This is a genomic window from Vibrio sp. 1078-1 (assembly GCF_033340475.1).
In genome coordinates this window covers 649,415-665,465 of sequence record NZ_JAWOWM010000002.1, presented here as the reverse complement: position 1 = coordinate 665,465, position 16,051 = coordinate 649,415, and the positions used below count along the sequence as shown (strand labels likewise).

The 16,051-nt window shown below is 45.0% G+C and carries 12 protein-coding genes; 1 reads left to right on the top strand and 11 read right to left on the bottom strand.

Annotated elements, in window-relative coordinates; translation table 11 throughout:
- Positions 1-2 precede the first annotated feature (2 nt).
- Positions 3-734 carry a Sir2 family NAD+-dependent deacetylase gene (gene cobB, locus R7190_RS06855; protein WP_005377522.1) on the bottom strand — a complete coding sequence of 244 codons (732 nt, stop codon included), beginning with the start codon at positions 732-734 and terminating at the stop codon, positions 3-5.
- 118 nt (positions 735-852) lie between these two features.
- Between cobB and R7190_RS06850 the strand changes: the two genes are divergently transcribed.
- The gene (locus tag R7190_RS06850; protein ID WP_169628679.1) at positions 853-1,026 is read left to right on the top strand and encodes a hypothetical protein; all 174 of its coding nucleotides are present in this window, start codon (positions 853-855) and stop codon (positions 1,024-1,026) included.
- Between the two features lie 32 nt (positions 1,027-1,058).
- Here R7190_RS06850 and R7190_RS06845 read toward each other — a convergent pair whose 3' ends face one another.
- The 10 genes from R7190_RS06845 to R7190_RS06800 all read right to left on the bottom strand — a co-directional run bounded on the left by R7190_RS06845 (position 1,059) and on the right by R7190_RS06800 (position 15,860).
- Positions 1,059-2,279 (bottom strand): ammonium transporter, encoded by a 1,221-nt coding sequence (locus R7190_RS06845; RefSeq protein ID WP_033905297.1) that lies wholly within the window; start codon positions 2,277-2,279, stop codon positions 1,059-1,061.
- 342 nt (positions 2,280-2,621) lie between these two features.
- The gene (locus R7190_RS06840) at positions 2,622-3,524 is read right to left on the bottom strand and encodes an immunity 49 family protein (protein ID WP_042522968.1); all 903 of its coding nucleotides are present in this window, start codon (positions 3,522-3,524) and stop codon (positions 2,622-2,624) included.
- Positions 3,525-3,526: 2 nt separating this feature from the next.
- The gene (locus R7190_RS06835) at positions 3,527-7,912 is read right to left on the bottom strand and encodes an RHS repeat-associated core domain-containing protein (protein ID WP_186584258.1); all 4,386 of its coding nucleotides are present in this window, start codon (positions 7,910-7,912) and stop codon (positions 3,527-3,529) included.
- Positions 7,913-8,335: 423 nt separating this feature from the next.
- Positions 8,336-8,752: a membrane protein gene (locus tag R7190_RS06830; protein ID WP_005377532.1), complete on the bottom strand. Its 417-nt coding sequence runs from the start codon at positions 8,750-8,752 to the stop codon at positions 8,336-8,338.
- Entirely contained in the window at positions 8,736-9,788 is a 1,053-nt protein-coding gene (locus R7190_RS06825; RefSeq protein WP_005377534.1) for a formate dehydrogenase subunit gamma, read from the bottom strand. Before R7190_RS06825 ends, R7190_RS06830 begins: the two co-directional genes overlap by 17 nt.
- A gap of 14 nt (positions 9,789-9,802) precedes the next feature.
- Complete coding sequence (gene fdh3B, locus R7190_RS06820) at positions 9,803-10,411, bottom strand: formate dehydrogenase FDH3 subunit beta (RefSeq protein WP_005377536.1); 609 nt, start codon at positions 10,409-10,411, stop codon at positions 9,803-9,805.
- Between the two features lie 11 nt (positions 10,412-10,422).
- On the bottom strand, positions 10,423-13,278 hold the full coding sequence (locus R7190_RS06815; protein ID WP_005377539.1) for a formate dehydrogenase subunit alpha: 2,856 nt from the start codon (positions 13,276-13,278) through the stop codon (positions 10,423-10,425).
- 10 nt (positions 13,279-13,288) lie between these two features.
- Positions 13,289-13,489 (bottom strand): twin-arginine translocation signal domain-containing protein, encoded by a 201-nt coding sequence (locus R7190_RS06810; RefSeq protein WP_005377542.1) that lies wholly within the window; start codon positions 13,487-13,489, stop codon positions 13,289-13,291.
- A 73-nt stretch (positions 13,490-13,562) separates the two neighbouring features.
- Positions 13,563-14,189 (bottom strand): molecular chaperone, encoded by a 627-nt coding sequence (locus R7190_RS06805; protein ID WP_017820684.1) that lies wholly within the window; start codon positions 14,187-14,189, stop codon positions 13,563-13,565.
- Positions 14,190-14,198: 9 nt separating this feature from the next.
- Positions 14,199-15,860 carry a 4Fe-4S dicluster domain-containing protein gene (locus tag R7190_RS06800; protein WP_017634908.1) on the bottom strand — a complete coding sequence of 554 codons (1,662 nt, stop codon included), beginning with the start codon at positions 15,858-15,860 and terminating at the stop codon, positions 14,199-14,201.
- Positions 15,861-16,051 lie beyond the last annotated feature (191 nt).

The following is a 16,051-nucleotide window of genomic DNA, read 5'->3' as shown; positions in this document are numbered from 1 at the left end:
TATTACGCTCTTTCTTTTCCTTCTAGAGCCAGTATCTCGTCAACTAATTTTGGAACCTCAACGCTTGCTTTTCCGTAGCGTTTTTCCTCAAATTCACTTTCTACCGCACTAGGTTCTAGGTTAATTTCAATGGTATGTGCGCCGTGCATTTTTGCATCATGAACAAAACCTGCTGCGGGATACACAACGCCAGAAGTCCCAATCGAAATAAACAAATCTGCTTCTTCTAATGACGCGTAGATATCACCCATTCGCAGTGGCATTTCACCAAACCAAACAATATGTGGTCGCATTTGTGAAGGGATCTGACAACAATGACAAAGCTCGCCGGTCTTAATGTCCTCATTGTGCTCTACTACTTGGTTAGATTCACTACAGCGGGCCTTGAGCAACTCACCATGCATGTGAATCACATTCTGACTGCCTCCTCTTTCGTGAAGGTTGTCTATATTTTGAGTGATGACCGTCACTTTACCTTCTAACTCAGCCTCTAAACGACCCAATGCTTCATGCGCTGCATTAGGCTTTATCGCATTATCTTGAAGTTTCTTGCGGCGTTGGTTGTAAAAATCTTGAACAAGGTCCGGATCGCGAGCAAACCCTTCAGGCGTTGCTACATCTTCGATACGGTGATTCTCCCATAGGCCATCTTGCGCACGAAATGTTTGAATACCAGATTCGGCCGAGATACCTGCACCAGTAAGTACTACAATATTTCTATAAGGGAAATTCATAACTCATCCTTGCTGTTTTTTCATTAGCTTAACACTGAAAGAATAGCAACAGTAGTAATATGGATTAGACCATAGTCGTAATGGTCACTATTAGAATTACAATTTAAGAGGAACAGCAATGAGACAAGTATCTCTAGCGTTTATATTGCTTATGACTTTGGCAGGCTGTCAACTTACCAATGTTGAAGGCGAAGTCGATGATGTAAAGGTAAGAGTCAGCTCCAATGATGATGACCATCGAGGTAATGGTAATTTCTGTCCTCCAGGCCAAGCCAAGAAAGGCAATTGCTAAAAGAGCGGCTTTATGCCGCTCCCATATTGGCCTCAATCCTCGTTGGTCGAAGATATTTTATGAATGGCTAGGTCAGCGCCATTGAATTCGTCTTCTTCTGAAAGCCTTAGTCCCATACTGGTATTAATCGCGCCGTAGACTGCAAGTGCCCCAAGCACAGCGATGGAAATGCCCAAAAGCGTTCCTAGAAACTGAACGATAATGCTCACGCCCCCTAGCCCACCCAACGAGCTTTGGCCAAAGATCCCCGCAGCAATACCACCCCAAGCGCCACATACACCGTGTAAAGGCCAGACACCCAGCACATCATCAATCTTGGTTTTGTTTTGTAGGTGGGTAAAAAGATAAACAAATAGCACGCCAGCAATCGCACCTGTCACTAAAGCACCGATAGGATGCATTAAGTCTGAGCCCGCACATACAGCAACTAAGCCAGCCAGTGGGCCGTTATGAATAAAGCCAGGGTCATTCTTACTAGCCAACAATGACGCAACAATGCCTCCGACCATTGCCATCAATGAGTTCATAGCCACCAAGCCACTTATGCCTGACACAGTTTGAGCTGACATGACGTTGAAGCCAAACCACCCCACACATAAGATCCAAGCTCCCAAGGCCAAAAAAGGAATATTCGAAGGTGCAAAGTTGGTGTGCTTTCCTGCTCGAACTCTGCCTTTTCTCATGCCCAAAAACACGACGGCAACAAGCGCTATCCAGCCGCCAACACCATGTACAACGACTGAACCTGCAAAATCGTGGAAGCCATAACCAAAGGTATTTTCAAACCAAGCTTGAACACCAAAGTTTCCGTTCCAGATCATTCCCTCAAATAACGGGTATACGATGCCGACAGTGAAAAATGTTGCGATTAGAATCGGATAAAAACGAGCTCGTTCTGCGATACCACCTGAAACAATAGCGGGAATCGCTGCAGCGAAGGTCAGCAAGAAAAAGAACTTCACTAACTCGTAACCATTGCCTTGAGATAATGTCTCAGCATCAGCAAAGAAGGTGCCGCCATAAGCGACCCAGTATCCAATAAAAAAATACGCGATGGCGGATATACCGAAATCAACCAATATCTTAACTAAAGCATTAACTTGGTTCTTTTGGCGCACGGTTCCTACTTCAAGAAAAGCGAAACCAGCATGCATCAAAAAAACCATGATTGCGCCAAGTAGTAAGAAAAGTGTGTCGGAACTTTGCGTGAGAGTTTGTACAGCGCCGTGTACCTGATTGGCAGTTACACTCATTATAATTGTCTCCATTGATCTGTAGCGCACTTATCCTGTGCATCAAAGTTAGGCTCATCACCAATTTGGTGAACTTGATTTATAGAGCGTCTAACAGAGCAATTCTCATTCCATAATTTATATTTCTAACACTTACGCTTTAATTTATTGTTTTGTATGAACTTTAATAAAATTAGGTATTCTTGAAATGGTGTTTAACATGCTAATAAATGCACCAATGTGGTTTTAGTGCACCAACATAATGCGCACCATATAGCTCAACAAACAGCAAACTTTATACGATAAACGTAAAAGCCACCCCATGAGAGGTGGCTTATATACGGAATTGCTAACTAAAGGAGTTTATCGAGTGATCTTCCCTGCTTTTACTTCTTCTAACCAACGTCCTTCGACAAGATAGGGAGGGAGCCAACCAGTTTCAACAGATAAACGGTTACCTTTGTCATACCACATGCAAGCCATGCCAAGCAGAGGGAAAGAGATGAAAGTTTCTATAGAAATCAAGTCCTCTGACTTATCGAGCCTCATTTGGTATTTCTCTTGGAACTGAAGGTTCTTAATAAGTACTTCTTCAAAGTCATAACCGATGTCAGTTGTCAGGGCAGCAAAAGTTTCCAAAATACCCATGGCGATTTCTAACGCCCAATTATCACCCTGAGCAACTGCCGCGTCCATCGCGGCCACCAGTTTATCAGGGTAGTCCGATGTGCGGTTATGGAACGACTGGATGACATCTACTAGCATATAAGACAACTTACCCGCCCTAGTGGCACTTTGTTTCATCAGAGAAATGGGAAAGTTCGCCAATACATCCATACTTGGCCTGTCACGCACAATTGCCGATATAAAATAAGCATCCAGCCACATTGAAGGACAAATGAAGCCCATTTCTAAGATACCTTCACCATCCCATGTTACTTCTGGATAATCTAGTATCTGAACAGTTAATGGCTCATTAGGAAACATAGCCAGCCGATGATAACAAGCCCCCATTAATGAAGTTTCATAAAGGCGTAATGTACAAATTTGTTCGTCTTCATGTGAGGTTTGAAACCATGTATACCAGCGAACCTGGTCGATGGCAAAATCACCAAGACTGACTAGGTTTTCCCGCCTGACTTTAAGACCTTCTTTTCTGTTATCTAGGACTCTATTTATAAATTTTTTTTTACTCACAATTGCTTGTGTGTCAAGTTCAGGATTTGCTTTGCGTTCTACAACCTTGCTCGATTCATTACTTTGCATTTTTACTTTAATCCTTTGGAATTAATTTTAAACTCTGCCACTTCTAGCTTTAAGTCCGAGGCCTTTCCACTTTCAGGGATGCTTGCTTGCGTATGTATATATCGAATAGGTCTACCGGATAAAGCGGCGTATTGAATTTCGTCGGCAGCTACTTTTTCTGTTGTTCCTTCTAAATTTTTCGACATTAGCTTAACTATTTCCGCCGTATATTTACTTGTCCCTTGCTGATACGCCTCGTTTCCAATCTTACGGCTGCCCAGCGGGCTGCTACCCCCTTTGGCCTCAACAATTATAATTTCACCTGGTGGCGGCTCTTCCACCTCGTAAACCATATCAAAATCGCCCGGCTTCGAAATTGAGGTTCCAATATCTTTGGGATGAAGCAGCTTAGCATTAGGACGTTTACTCCGGACAAAGTCATCCGCGGCTAACTCACCAATTTTTGCGGACTGTTGGTTAATATTGCCAATTTGAGCGTTATATCCCTCTTCGCCAGTTCGAGCGTCCATTGCCTCTTGACGCTCTTTCAAGCATTCGTCAATTTTTGCTTTGTTTCTTTCTGTTAGCTCATAATCACTCGTATTGAGTTCAGAGTTTTCTTTATACTCTGCTTTATTCAGCACAAGATCTTCAGTGAAGATCGTACAACCTTCCTCTCCACCAACTTTCTCTGAGTCAAAAACATGCGCATTTACAAACTCCTCAATCCCAACAACATACTGCACTTCGTGTCTGGTGCCATCTGAGTGATTGATATGACGGTAAAAAGTAATCTCGTTTCTCTCGCAATCAATATGGTCTAAATCGTATTCATATCGAATATGATTTTTACCTTTGGGTTTGCGGATTTTGACTTGCGAGCGAACGCCATCTTCTCCGACGGATGACTCTTTTGCTGCTTCTAAAATCTGATCGCAAACCTCTTGGGGAACATCGCTTTGCGCCTGATACTCTGCCAACATTTGACCCAAGCGTTTTAGCCCTTCTTCACATAGGAAACCTGTTGGGTCAATCCATTGGATAGGGTTGACTGCATATTGGTAATGATTAATACCACCAGCAATAGATATCGGATCTTGTTGGATAAAACGTCCTAGCTTAGGGTCGTAATACCGAGCGAGGTTGTAATGTAAGTTGGTTTCTTGATCGAAATACTGTCCTTGAAAACGCAATGGATTTACTACTTTTTCAATATGTACATGAGCAAAGCCGTGAGCATCGTAGCTGGCACTCCATACAACATTCCCTTCGCAATCGATCAGTCGCTCTGGTTTACCAACTTGATCGCACTGGTACCAATAAATAACGTCATTTTCTAGCAGTGCCACTGGCGTGTAGGTTTCTGGTTGATATAGGTACCAACGGAAAGCACCTGAAGAACGTTCACCAATTAAACGTTCACCTTCCCACAGGAACTCTGTAACGCCTTGTTGTGTAATTTTCTTCGTTCTGCGCCCTAATGCATCATATTCATATTGACTGATACCATCGTCGGTGTGAACTTCAATGAGCTGATTTAACGCATCAAATACGCGAGTCTGAACGTGTCCTTGCCCTTCACGTTTTGTCTGGTTTCCTTGCGCGTCATATTTGAACCGGACATCATCGTGTACTTCAATACGATCAGCGAATACCTCTGAAGATGGCAAAGTAGGATTGCCAAAACTATCGTATTCAAACTTAGTCACTTCTCCGGAAGCATTGACTCGTTTCAGTTGCCCTAAGGTATCGTACTGATAGTGCGTTGCTCCTGCCATATTATTAATGATTGATGAAATACGGTTTTGCGCATTGTAAACGTACTTTTTCTCTCTATCCGGCCAATGTTGTTCGACCAAACGACCAACACCATCATAAATGATGCGCTCATTAAAATGTGCCGTTTCAATTTGGGAAACTCGTCCCATTTCATCGTAATGAAATTTGATTTGAGGTAAATCTAGGTTTCCAAACCGAATCGCTGAAAAACGCCCATATCGATCATAAGAGAAGTTCAGCTCCGTATTATCTGGCAGTACCTGAGATACGCGTTGGCCAACTCTGTTAAACTCCTGCGCTATCTCAAACTGGCCTTGAATGCGCTTTGTTAAATGCCCGAATGAAGAGTATTGGTATTGCAATGTGTGATGGCGATTGGATGCGAAAGTAAGTCGCCCACCAAGCGTATAATTGAAGTGGTTCTCTACAATACTGCTACCATTTCCTGCTTTGACGTGCTTGAGATAACCCGCAGCGTCATAGCGATACAGCACCGTCCTATCTGCGACTTGCTTACGATGGATTCGCCCCATATGATCATAATCAAATTGGCTTTGTAGATTATCAAACCCGACAGTTCCTGACAGCTGGCCTTCATCGTCATACAGGAATTCGAATTCTAAGCCGTCACTCCGAACTAATTTAGTCAGGTTACGTTGTTGATCGTATTCGTAAGAAATATGGCTGCCATCGGGAAAGATGACTGCTTCTTGTTGCGCGAGTGCTCCCCATTGATACGAGGTAATGCCTGCTGGCGTTCGAATCTGAGCAACACGGCTGTGCTCATCGTAAGAATATTCTTCGCTATAACCGACTTTGTCTTCGTCGTTAAAATAACGAACTGATGTACGCCTGCCAAATTGATCATAAGCGAGTTGAGCAATACACCCATCGGGATAAGCAACGCCATTCACTAAATCTTCTTCATTGTAGCTATAACGAAGTAATGTACCGTCTATTTCATTCGCGATAAGTCTTTGTTGTTCATCCCACCACCACTGACTTTTCTTACCATCTTCAGACTCTTTTTTGACGACTTGACCGTGTTTATCGTAATCATATTCCGTGACACAGCCGAACTGATCGGTATCCCAAACTCTTTGACCGAGGCTATTGTAGTAAGCCTTCTCGATATCCCCGTCAGGTGAAACCGTTTTAACTAACTTACCTAAGCCGTCATAACCATATTGAATTTCTTTGCCAGAGGAATGAAACTTAGAAACTAATTGACCATGCTGATTATATTGATAATTGACCGTTGACTGATCAGGATAGATAGCTTGCGCTTTTCGCCCTAATTCATCATATTGCCATCGCCAAGTTCTACCTGTGGGGCTTATTTTCTCGAGTAAGTTACCCTGCTCGTCATGCAAGAAAGACCATTGATGATCTAACGAGTCAGAATAAGAAGAGTGATTTCCTTGATAATGGAAGCGATAGTCATAAATTCCTGCGTCCCCAACGTTTCTGATGCATTTCGCTTTTGCACCTTCGCCATCCCATTCAAAATAATGAGTAAAGCCAGTTGGTCGTACACGTTTAACAATTAAATGGCCGCGGTATTGATACTGTTCCTTTAAGCCTAAATGATTAGTTGCACTGACCAAATCATCGTGCTCATCATAGGTATAAGTTGTCAGAACTTTTTGGGACTTTGCATTAAGCAGTTCTACAAGGCGTCCTTGCTTATCATATTGACATTCAAGAACCGGACGCTTGTTATATGCGATCTCGATCAATCGATGGTTTCGAGAATACTGCAATTGAAACGTTGAAAACGTGCCATTTCTAACTTGTTTAACAAGCCAGCGATCATCTTTTTGCTCAAACCGATATTGATGCCCATTAGCGAGCGTTACAATCCGAGTTGTTGAGCTCAGGAAATAACAGCTCGCACCAGCGTATATTTGATAACTTGTTGCTCCAATATCTACTGGCTCAAATTCTGTGATATCGGCCTTATCGTCAACAAACTCCCAAGCGATAACATTGTCTTTCTCGTTCGTCTTTTCGCGTAATTCAAACTGAAATGCATGTCGCCAACCAAAGCCCATTCCATGATTTACATCCGACTGCGAAGAGCGGTAAGTACGCTGCCAAGTAGTACCTTGTTGTAGCTCGATATCATAGAGTTCGAGAATTTCTTCACCCGTCACAAGTGATACAGGATCACCGGCTTTCTCATGTTTTTCGCTGCTTTGTTGCTGAGGCTTGGCGGATGCGGCACTTCTGCCACTCTTTTTATTCGACTTCCCCTTTCCCTTCGATGGTTTTGAATTGACGGTATTTTGAGTCGGTGGAGGCGTAACCGCCGACGAGAGTGCGTAGTTTTCGCCGGTAGGTACAATTCGAGCGACATGCAAGTCACCGTTCACCAAAGCATTGGCAAACGTTGAATTATAGTGTTGGGAAGTAAGCTCACCGTCAGGTATGTTTGGCTTGAATTGACCAATCGCATAGAACAAATCCTCGACATAGCGAAGGTCAAGCTCACCAAAGCTCTCAAGAAACTCTATTGCCTCTTGTTTGGTCACGAATGTTTTAGGTTCGCCGCTAGTAAGTAACTGACCAGAGAAGTGATAACTTTCGCCAAAGCGATTCGTGATAGGAATGACGAATTGAGGGATCATAGCCGTAACGTGTTTGTCCTTTTCTTACCTTGCCGCATCATTTAATGCTCGTTTCGCTCTTTTTATTTGTGAGAGCAAGATGCCTTAATCAAACATCCTCCGATAGAGATTCCTCTGTATGCGTAGACTGAATGTATTGATGGCAATTTTCACGTATGCAACTCTTTGAATTTCTGAGCGCAGCGTACTTTAACGGGACGATGAATCCTGAGTAAATGAACAATAGCGTGAGTGAGACTAATGTCTCATCGTGACGCGATTTTTTTACATGTTTCTTACTTAACTATGATTTTCTGCCCAGTTACGTAAATTCACTCAATAAGTTGCATCAAGTATCACCACTGCGACTCAACGCTTCATATTTGAGACAAAACAGCAACAAAAAAACCGCCTATTACGGCGGTTTTGCTTAAAGAATACTGATTAAAGGTTTGGACCTGTCGATGGTCTGTGTGGTTGGTTATTGAGCAGTTGCTGCATCCCTTGAAACATTCGCATAAACCACACCAAGATGGCTAATGCAGCAAACACCATCCCTACCCAAGGAATAAAGTAAGCGATGGTTTCAAGCAAAGTACTATGCAACCAATAATCACTCACGCCAACGAGTACACCGTTAGAAGTCGCGACGGTGACGATCAACACAACAAAAAACGTCAGGTAGAGAAAGAAGGTGCGAATTAAACCGTAGTAATGAGAAATCACTACGTCGCTGTCTTCTCCCTTATCTAATCGGTAACCCGCATAGATAATTGCGATAACGCCTGAGATCAGAAACGTAAACGGGGTCAGACAGCTCAGGATGTACGCAACCCAAATCCCGTTATGAGGTTTGTTCATTCGCTTTCGCTCCTTTTACTTCCGTTTGTGCCGTATCTGTTTCACCCATCGCTTCTTTGGACTTCACTTCCTCATACCAAAGATCGTGATGCTCTTTCGCCCATGTTTCATCAACTTCACCTGTCACCATGCCTTCTAGCGCACCTTCCATACCGAATAGACCAATATAGATGTGGAAGATAAAGCCACAGATTAGAATCAGCGCCGAAATCGCATGAACTAAGTTAGAAAGCTCCATGTCACGGCGAGTTTGGCCAAAGATAGGAAAGTCCAGAACTAAGCCACTCACTGCCGCGATAGCACCAAAGAAGATTAACAACCAATAGATTGCCTTCTCACCACCGTTTGAGAAACCAGCTGACGGATGTGTGCCTTTGTGTTTACCAACCATGCCGCCCATTTTCATAAACCAACGAACATCTGTCATGTTTGGAATCGACTTGCGCCACCATTTAAAGAGCACGAGCATCAGTAAAATGAAGAACAATGGTCCCATGTAATTGTGGTACTGCTTCGCCAACATGACGATAAAGCCCCAGAACTCAGTAGGAACGTACGGTTTTAAGAAGTGCTTACCGTAAACCAGCATCAAACCACTGAATGCCAGCGTTAAGAATGTAAACGCCATACTCCAGTGAAGCGCGCGGTCTAAACGAGACCAACGCTTCATTTTTTTACCAGTACGCGGCTTGCTAAGCATCAAAGGACCAACGAATACGTAAGCCATGATTACCATTGCAATACTGCCGAAAATCGCGACAGCACCCGCTGGAGACATCCATTTCTCTTTTAGAATGTACCAAGTCTCACCAGGTTTACTGATCAATACGCCATGTTCTGGCGATTGAGACGTGGTGTAGCCTTCTTGCCCCTCTCTGACTTCGCGCCAATAGTCTGCCCCGGCGAGTTGCGTGATCTCCTGTTGAATAACTTTAGAAGATTGTTCCTCTGCTGAAGCAGGCATTGCGAAAGTCAGCAGCAATGCTGTCATCATTGACAGCATTGCTAAAGATGCACGTTTAAGCGTGTTTAACATGTACCTCTCCTTACTTAGCTTTTCGTCGCATCGTAAGAAAGATCGTTTCCGTCTGTCCAACCTGCGTTTTTCGCGCCGCGTTCTACCACACGTTGACGGAAAATGTCAGATACTTTCTCTGCGTCACCCGCAAGCAGCGCTTTAGTTGAACAAAGCGATGCACACATCGGTAACTTGCCTTCTGCGATACGGTTCGCACCGTATTTTTGACGTTCTTCCTCAGAGCCAGGCTCTGTTTCTGGGCCGCCCGCGCAGAAAGTACATTTATCCATTTTGCCACGTTCACCAAACGCTTCTTGTTTAGGAAATTGAGGTGCGCCAAACGGACAAGCAAACAAACAGTAACCACAACCGATACACAGATCTTTATTGTGAAGAACGATGCCGTCTTCGGTATGTTCGAAACAGTCTGCTGGACAAACTGCCATACAAGGTGCATCGGTACAGTGCATACAAGCAACAGAGATAGAGTTTTCACCAGCTTCACCGTCGTTTAGTGTTACCACGCGGCGACGTTGAATGCCCCATTCAAGCGCATCGTCGTTTTCGTTCTTACATGCAGTAACACAGCCGTTACACTCGATACAGCGTTTGGTGTCACATAGAAATTTCATTCGTGCCATTGTCAGACTCCTTACGCTTTACGAATGTTACATAGGGTTACTTTGGTTTCCTGCATCAAGGTAACCGGGTCGTAACCGTAAGTGGTTGCCGTGTTAGCCGATTCGCCAACAACGTAAGGTTGTGTACCTTCTGGGTATTTAGGGCGTAGGTCTTCACCTTCGAACTTACCGCCAAAGTGGAACGGAATGAACGCCAAACCAGGTTTCACACGACGTGTTACCATCGCTTTCACCTTGATTCGTCCTTTCTCTGCACCTTCAACCCAAACATCATCACCATCTCTAAAGCCAAGATCGTTCGCGTCTTTCGGGTTCACTTCAACAAACATTTCTTGTTGAAGCTCGGCAAGCCAAGGGTTTGAACGCGTCTCTTCACCACCACCTTCGTATTCAACCAGACGGCCAGAAGTCAGAACGATTGGGTACTCGCCCGATTTGTCTTGCTCTTGAATGGATTTATACAACGTAGGAACACGGAAGATTGCATCTTTGTCTTCCCAAGTTGGGTAATCCGTTACAAGGTCACGACGTGGTGTGTAAAGTGGTTCACGATGCAGTGGCACACGGTCTGGGAACGTCCAAACAATCGCACGCGCTTTCGCGTTACCAAATGGAATACAACCGTGCTTGATCGCGACACGCTGAATACCGCCAGAAAGGTCAGTCTTCCAGTTTTTACCCTCTGCTGCCACTTTCTCTTCAGCAGTTAAGTCGTCCCACCAACCAAGTTGTTTCAACAACTTGTCAGTGAACTCTGGGTAACCGTCTTTGATTTCACAGCCTTTCGAATAACTGTCTTCTGCAAGAAGGCTCTTGCCTTCAAATTCCACACCAAAGCGCGTACGGAAGTTACCGCCACCTTCTGCAACCGTCTTAGACGTATCGTACAGAATGTGTGTACCTGGGTGTTTCATTTCAGGTGTGCCCCAGCATGGCCAAGGTAGACCATAGGTTTCACCGTTGACAGGGCCACCTTCCGCTTCCAATGTGGTTTTGTGGAACGTATGCCAGTTTTGTTGGTGCGCTTTCAAACGCTCTGGGCTTTGGCCTGTGTAACCAATCGTCCACATGCCTTTGTTGAATTCACGCGTTAGGTCTTCAATCACCGGCTGGTTGTTTTCAACACGGATGTTTTTGAACAGAAGATCGGAATAGCCCAGTTTCTTCGAAAGCAGGTACATGATTTCGTGGTCTGGTTTTGATTCAAACAAAGGTTCAATCACCTGATCACGCCATTGTAGAGAGCGGTTAGATGCGGTAACGCTGCCGTGTGTTTCAAACTGTGTTGTTGCAGGAAGCAGGTAAACGCCGTCGGTACGGTCGTTCATTACCGCAGCAACCGTTGGGTATGGGTCCACAATCACCATCATGTCCAACTTCTGCATCGCTTTTTTCATCTCAACACCACGTGTTTGAGAGTTCACTGCGTGTCCCCAGTAGAACATTGCACGGATGTTTTCGCGTTGACGAATGTTGTCTTTGTTTTCCAGTACACCATCAACCCAACGAGATACAGGAATACCTGCACTGTGCATTGGTTTCTGACCGCTATAAGCGTTGTCATCGAAACGACCTTTGATCCATTCGTAATCGATTTCCCACACTTTTGACCAATGACGCCAAGCGCCTTCAGAAAGGCCGTAGTAGCCCGGTAGCGTGTCAGAGAGCACGCCAAGGTCGGTTGCGCCTTGTACGTTATCGTGACCACGGAAGATGTTTGCACCGCCGCCTGATTTACCAATGTTTCCAAGCGCTAGCTCAAGCACACAGTAAGCACGTGTGTTGTTGTTACCAGTAGTATGCTGAGTACCACCCATACACCAAACAATACAGCCCGGGCGATTTTCAGAAAGCAGTTTTGCTGTTTGGTAAACGTCTTCTTCGCTTACGCCTGTTACGCGCTCAACTTCTGCTGGCGTCCATTTCGCCACTTCAGCACGGATCTCATCCATACCGAATACACGTTGACGGATGAACTCTTTATCTTCCCATTGGTTTTCGAAGATGTGCCACAACACACCCCAAATGAATGCTACGTCAGAACCAGGACGAAGTGAGACATAGTGATCCGATTTTGCTGCCGTACGTGTACGACGAGGATCCGCTACGACGATCTTACAGTTGTTCTTCTCTTTTGCGATCAGAATGTGCTGCATCGCTACTGGGTGTGCTTCAGCTGGGTTTGAACCAATGAATAGCATCGACTTACAGTTGTGCATGTCATTGAAAGAGTTGGTCATCGCACCGTAACCCCAAGTATTCGCTACACCCGCCACGGTTGTTGAGTGACAAATACGCGCTTGGTGGTCAACGTTGTTCGTACCCCAAAGTGATGCCATTTTTCGGAACAAATACGCTTGTTCGTTGCTGTGCTTTGCGCTTCCCAAGAAGTAAACCGAATCAGGGCCGGACTCTTTACGGATGTCCATCACCTTGTTACCGATTTCTTCGATCGCTTGATCCCAAGAAAGCTTTTTCCACTTACCGTTTTCAAGCTTCATTGGGTATTTAAGACGGCGCTCACCGTGGCCATGTTCACGCAGTGCTGCACCTTTTGCACAGTGACCACCGGCGTTAAATGGGTGGTCGAATGCAGGCTCTTGACCCGTCCAAACACCATTTTGAACTTCTGCGTAAATACCACAACCCACTGAACAGTGAGAACAGATAGTACGTTTTACTTCTGTTTTCGCTTCTGGATCGACTGATTTTGCTTGCGCTTTTTTCATCATTCCCGGTGCGAATAGACTAGCACCAACCACTGCGCCACCAGCGGCAAGCGAAGTGTTTTTCATGAATGCACGACGAGATACGCCAAGCTGGTTCGTTTCTTTGCTCACACTGTCGGAGCGTTTGACAAGTTTCATCCGTTATCTCCTAAAGTGTGTCGTAGTAATCGCGAATGTGTTGAGTTTCACGATACCCTTTCTTCTTCACGTCGTTTTCAGAAGGCTCAACCGTTTCTGAAGCAACGGCCACTTTCGTGGTTCCCGCAACAACAGCACCGGCAACGGCAGCGGTTGTGAAGCCTTTTAGGAGATCCCTACGGCTTGTGTTTATTTCTTTATTATCTTTCATCATTGCTTCCTTACCTTACGGTAGATCTTTGGAGACTCATGCCTCTCTATCGATATGACCAAGTACTGCTCGATTACTCGTAATCAGTGACGTTTTTCACATCAATTTTTAATTTGTTCTTACTGCTTTTGGTGTTCACGCTAAAGCGGACTTGCTCTAACGTTAAAAATGCATCGCAAAGCTGTGCAGCTGGCTTGTAGAAGTTCACGCTTTCGGCGCTCTCTAGTTGGCGCGTAAAAGATTGGAACCAAGGAGCAATGTGTTTGTTAAACACCGCTTGTTGAAGTTCTTCCTCTTCACCTGTCAGCATTGCCATCACTTCGCACAGTGCAGAAATATGGTCTTCAGGCTCTTTCACGTTCTCTTCTCGTTCGATGCCTAAAAGATCCAAATCGCGACGAATTTCCGCTAACGGTTTTTCCATCATCGAGCCAGTGCGATGCCAAGATCCGAATGGCACAACTTCACCACGTCCAATGCCAATAAACAGATCTTGATATTCTTCTTCTAACGCTTCTCGCTGCGCTTCGTTCGCGGCTTGTTGCAGTGCGAGCCAAGCTTTTTGCATCGCGCTCTCAGACGGTTCAATTTCTAGCGATTTCAGGAACGCCAGCATTTCATCACTAGGCGCACTACGAAAAAGTGCAGATAGAACGAGATAAATGTCTGTTCTCAGTGTTTGTTCTTGTTGTGTGTCCACTGCGAGCTCCTAGTATTTTAATTGTTTCATTGGGTCTTCTGCCATCGACTCAAACATGTCGATCACACGGCAGTCTTCACACATCGCGATACGATTGATCGCCGCTTCATCAGAGAAATGAGAGTGACCGCGTAACTTGTTTTGTAGCATGTCGATCATCGATTGCGGAGCAAAGGGCTTGTGACAACGAATGCACTCGGCTGCCTTTTCTTCATGAATCACAACCGCTTTCTGGCGTTCTTCTTTCACCCAGTTCATACGAGGAGTAAGCGTCAGCACTTTCTCTGGACACGCTTTCTCGCACAGCCCACATTGAATGCAGTCTTGCTCGACGAATTTAAGCGACGGAGATCGACCGTCCGTATGCAATGCACGTGTTGGACACACCGCCACACAGCTCATACACAACGTACAACCTTTACTTTCACAAGAGACTGTGCCGTAAGGTGCGTTCGCTGGAAGTTCAACAATGTTCTCAACTGGAATACGTGATGCGGACAACGCATCCAACGCCGTAAATAGACGCTGACGTTTGTTGCCTTGCAAGTCTCCTAATGCCAAATCAAAAGACTCGGTACAAAGTGTCGGAGCACCTTCACGTAGTGACTCTAGATACAGAATGTCGATGGTTTCTTTGGCGATACCAAGCTGACCGAGCAGCTCTTGAGCAATACCTACTTCGCTATTAAGCACACGAATAATGGTTTGAGGCATAAAACGTGAAGCCGCAAACAGCACCTGAGTAGCACCATTCACAAGCGCGGCGAACCAAGTATCAATACCAACCGAAGGCAGTTCTTCCACCACAATTGGAATCACATTATCTGGCAGTGCTTTTAGTGCCATCACGTTGTAGCTCTCGTGGCGAGAACTGCAAATCAATACGATAGGATCTAAACCACCCGCTTGCTCATAGTTGGCGAGCGTACGTTCAATAAACTTTTGCGTATCTTCAGGGTTTGGCAGTGCGTAATGAATCGCTTCTGTCGGACACGCTGTAGCACAAGTACCCACGCCTTGACATAGGTATGGGTTGATCTCGATGCGATGGCCCGTTTTGTCGCTGCCTTCACTCGATAGTGCCCCTGCCGGACAAGCATCCACACACCGTTCGCAACCTTTTACGCCACGAGAGCTGTGTGCACATAAATCGGTATCTAAACGGAAGAATTTCGGTTTATCGAACGTCCCCATTAAGGTTGGAATCTCTTCCAACGCTTCAGCCAGTTTCGGATAGCCACGACCTACTGGGTAGTAGCCCGGTACTGGGACTTCTTCCGACATGCAGCTGTTAAGGCAAAGATCGAGTACGATATCGAAACAATCGCTATTGATCGCGACCTTGGCAAGATTGTTGGTCGAACCATGATTTTCAATCAGAACTTCAAACGTACCTAAGAACCCTGAAACCTGAACCGAATTGGCGTAATAAAGCTCGGGATTTGTGCCCTTTTCGCCATCGGTAGAAAGCAGCGTTAGGCTGTTCATTTGCGACAATTGCGCTGCCGCACTTTCGATGATTGCTGTTGGGCCCACAATCAAAGTATTACCACCGCTTTCATAGCTTACGGTTGGTGGAATAAGATTGGTCAACTCTACGGTATTTTCGAAAGCGTACAGCCTCGCTTTACCGTTATTGGAAGTTGCTTGTTCTAATAATTGTTTCAGCATTGCTCAATTCCATTTATGAACATGGATAGTCTTTTCCATCTCTTAGTGTAGTTAGCGCCGGAGATTCTGCTGATTAACTTATCAATGAGCATTCTTATTCCGCCATCTATAGGCGATGAATACTACGCAGTGCGTCCGTACTAACTTCAACCAGATTGGTATTGAGCAACAGATAGCAAGTGTCATGCCAA

Bases quoted from the DNA above. Each gene is read 5' to 3' on its own strand.
- R7190_RS06800 (WP_017634908.1), bottom strand. From the start codon at position 15,860: ATGCTGAAACAATTATTAGAACAAGCAACTTCCAATAACGGTAAAGCG.
- R7190_RS06840 (WP_042522968.1), bottom strand. From the start codon at position 3,524: ATGCAAAGTAATGAATCGAGCAAGGTTGTAGAACGCAAAGCAAATCCT.
- R7190_RS06845 (WP_033905297.1), bottom strand. From the start codon at position 2,279: ATGAGTGTAACTGCCAATCAGGTACACGGCGCTGTACAAACTCTCACG.
- R7190_RS06830 (WP_005377532.1), bottom strand. From the start codon at position 8,752: ATGAACAAACCTCATAACGGGATTTGGGTTGCGTACATCCTGAGCTGT.
- R7190_RS06850 (WP_169628679.1), top strand. From the start codon at position 853: ATGAGACAAGTATCTCTAGCGTTTATATTGCTTATGACTTTGGCAGGC.
- R7190_RS06810 (WP_005377542.1), bottom strand. From the start codon at position 13,489: ATGAAAGATAATAAAGAAATAAACACAAGCCGTAGGGATCTCCTAAAA.
- R7190_RS06835 (WP_186584258.1), bottom strand. From the start codon at position 7,912: ATGATCCCTCAATTCGTCATTCCTATCACGAATCGCTTTGGCGAAAGT.
- cobB (WP_005377522.1), bottom strand. From the start codon at position 734: ATGAATTTCCCTTATAGAAATATTGTAGTACTTACTGGTGCAGGTATC.
- R7190_RS06815 (WP_005377539.1), bottom strand. From the start codon at position 13,278: ATGAAACTTGTCAAACGCTCCGACAGTGTGAGCAAAGAAACGAACCAG.
- fdh3B (WP_005377536.1), bottom strand. From the start codon at position 10,411: ATGGCACGAATGAAATTTCTATGTGACACCAAACGCTGTATCGAGTGT.
- R7190_RS06825 (WP_005377534.1), bottom strand. From the start codon at position 9,788: ATGTTAAACACGCTTAAACGTGCATCTTTAGCAATGCTGTCAATGATG.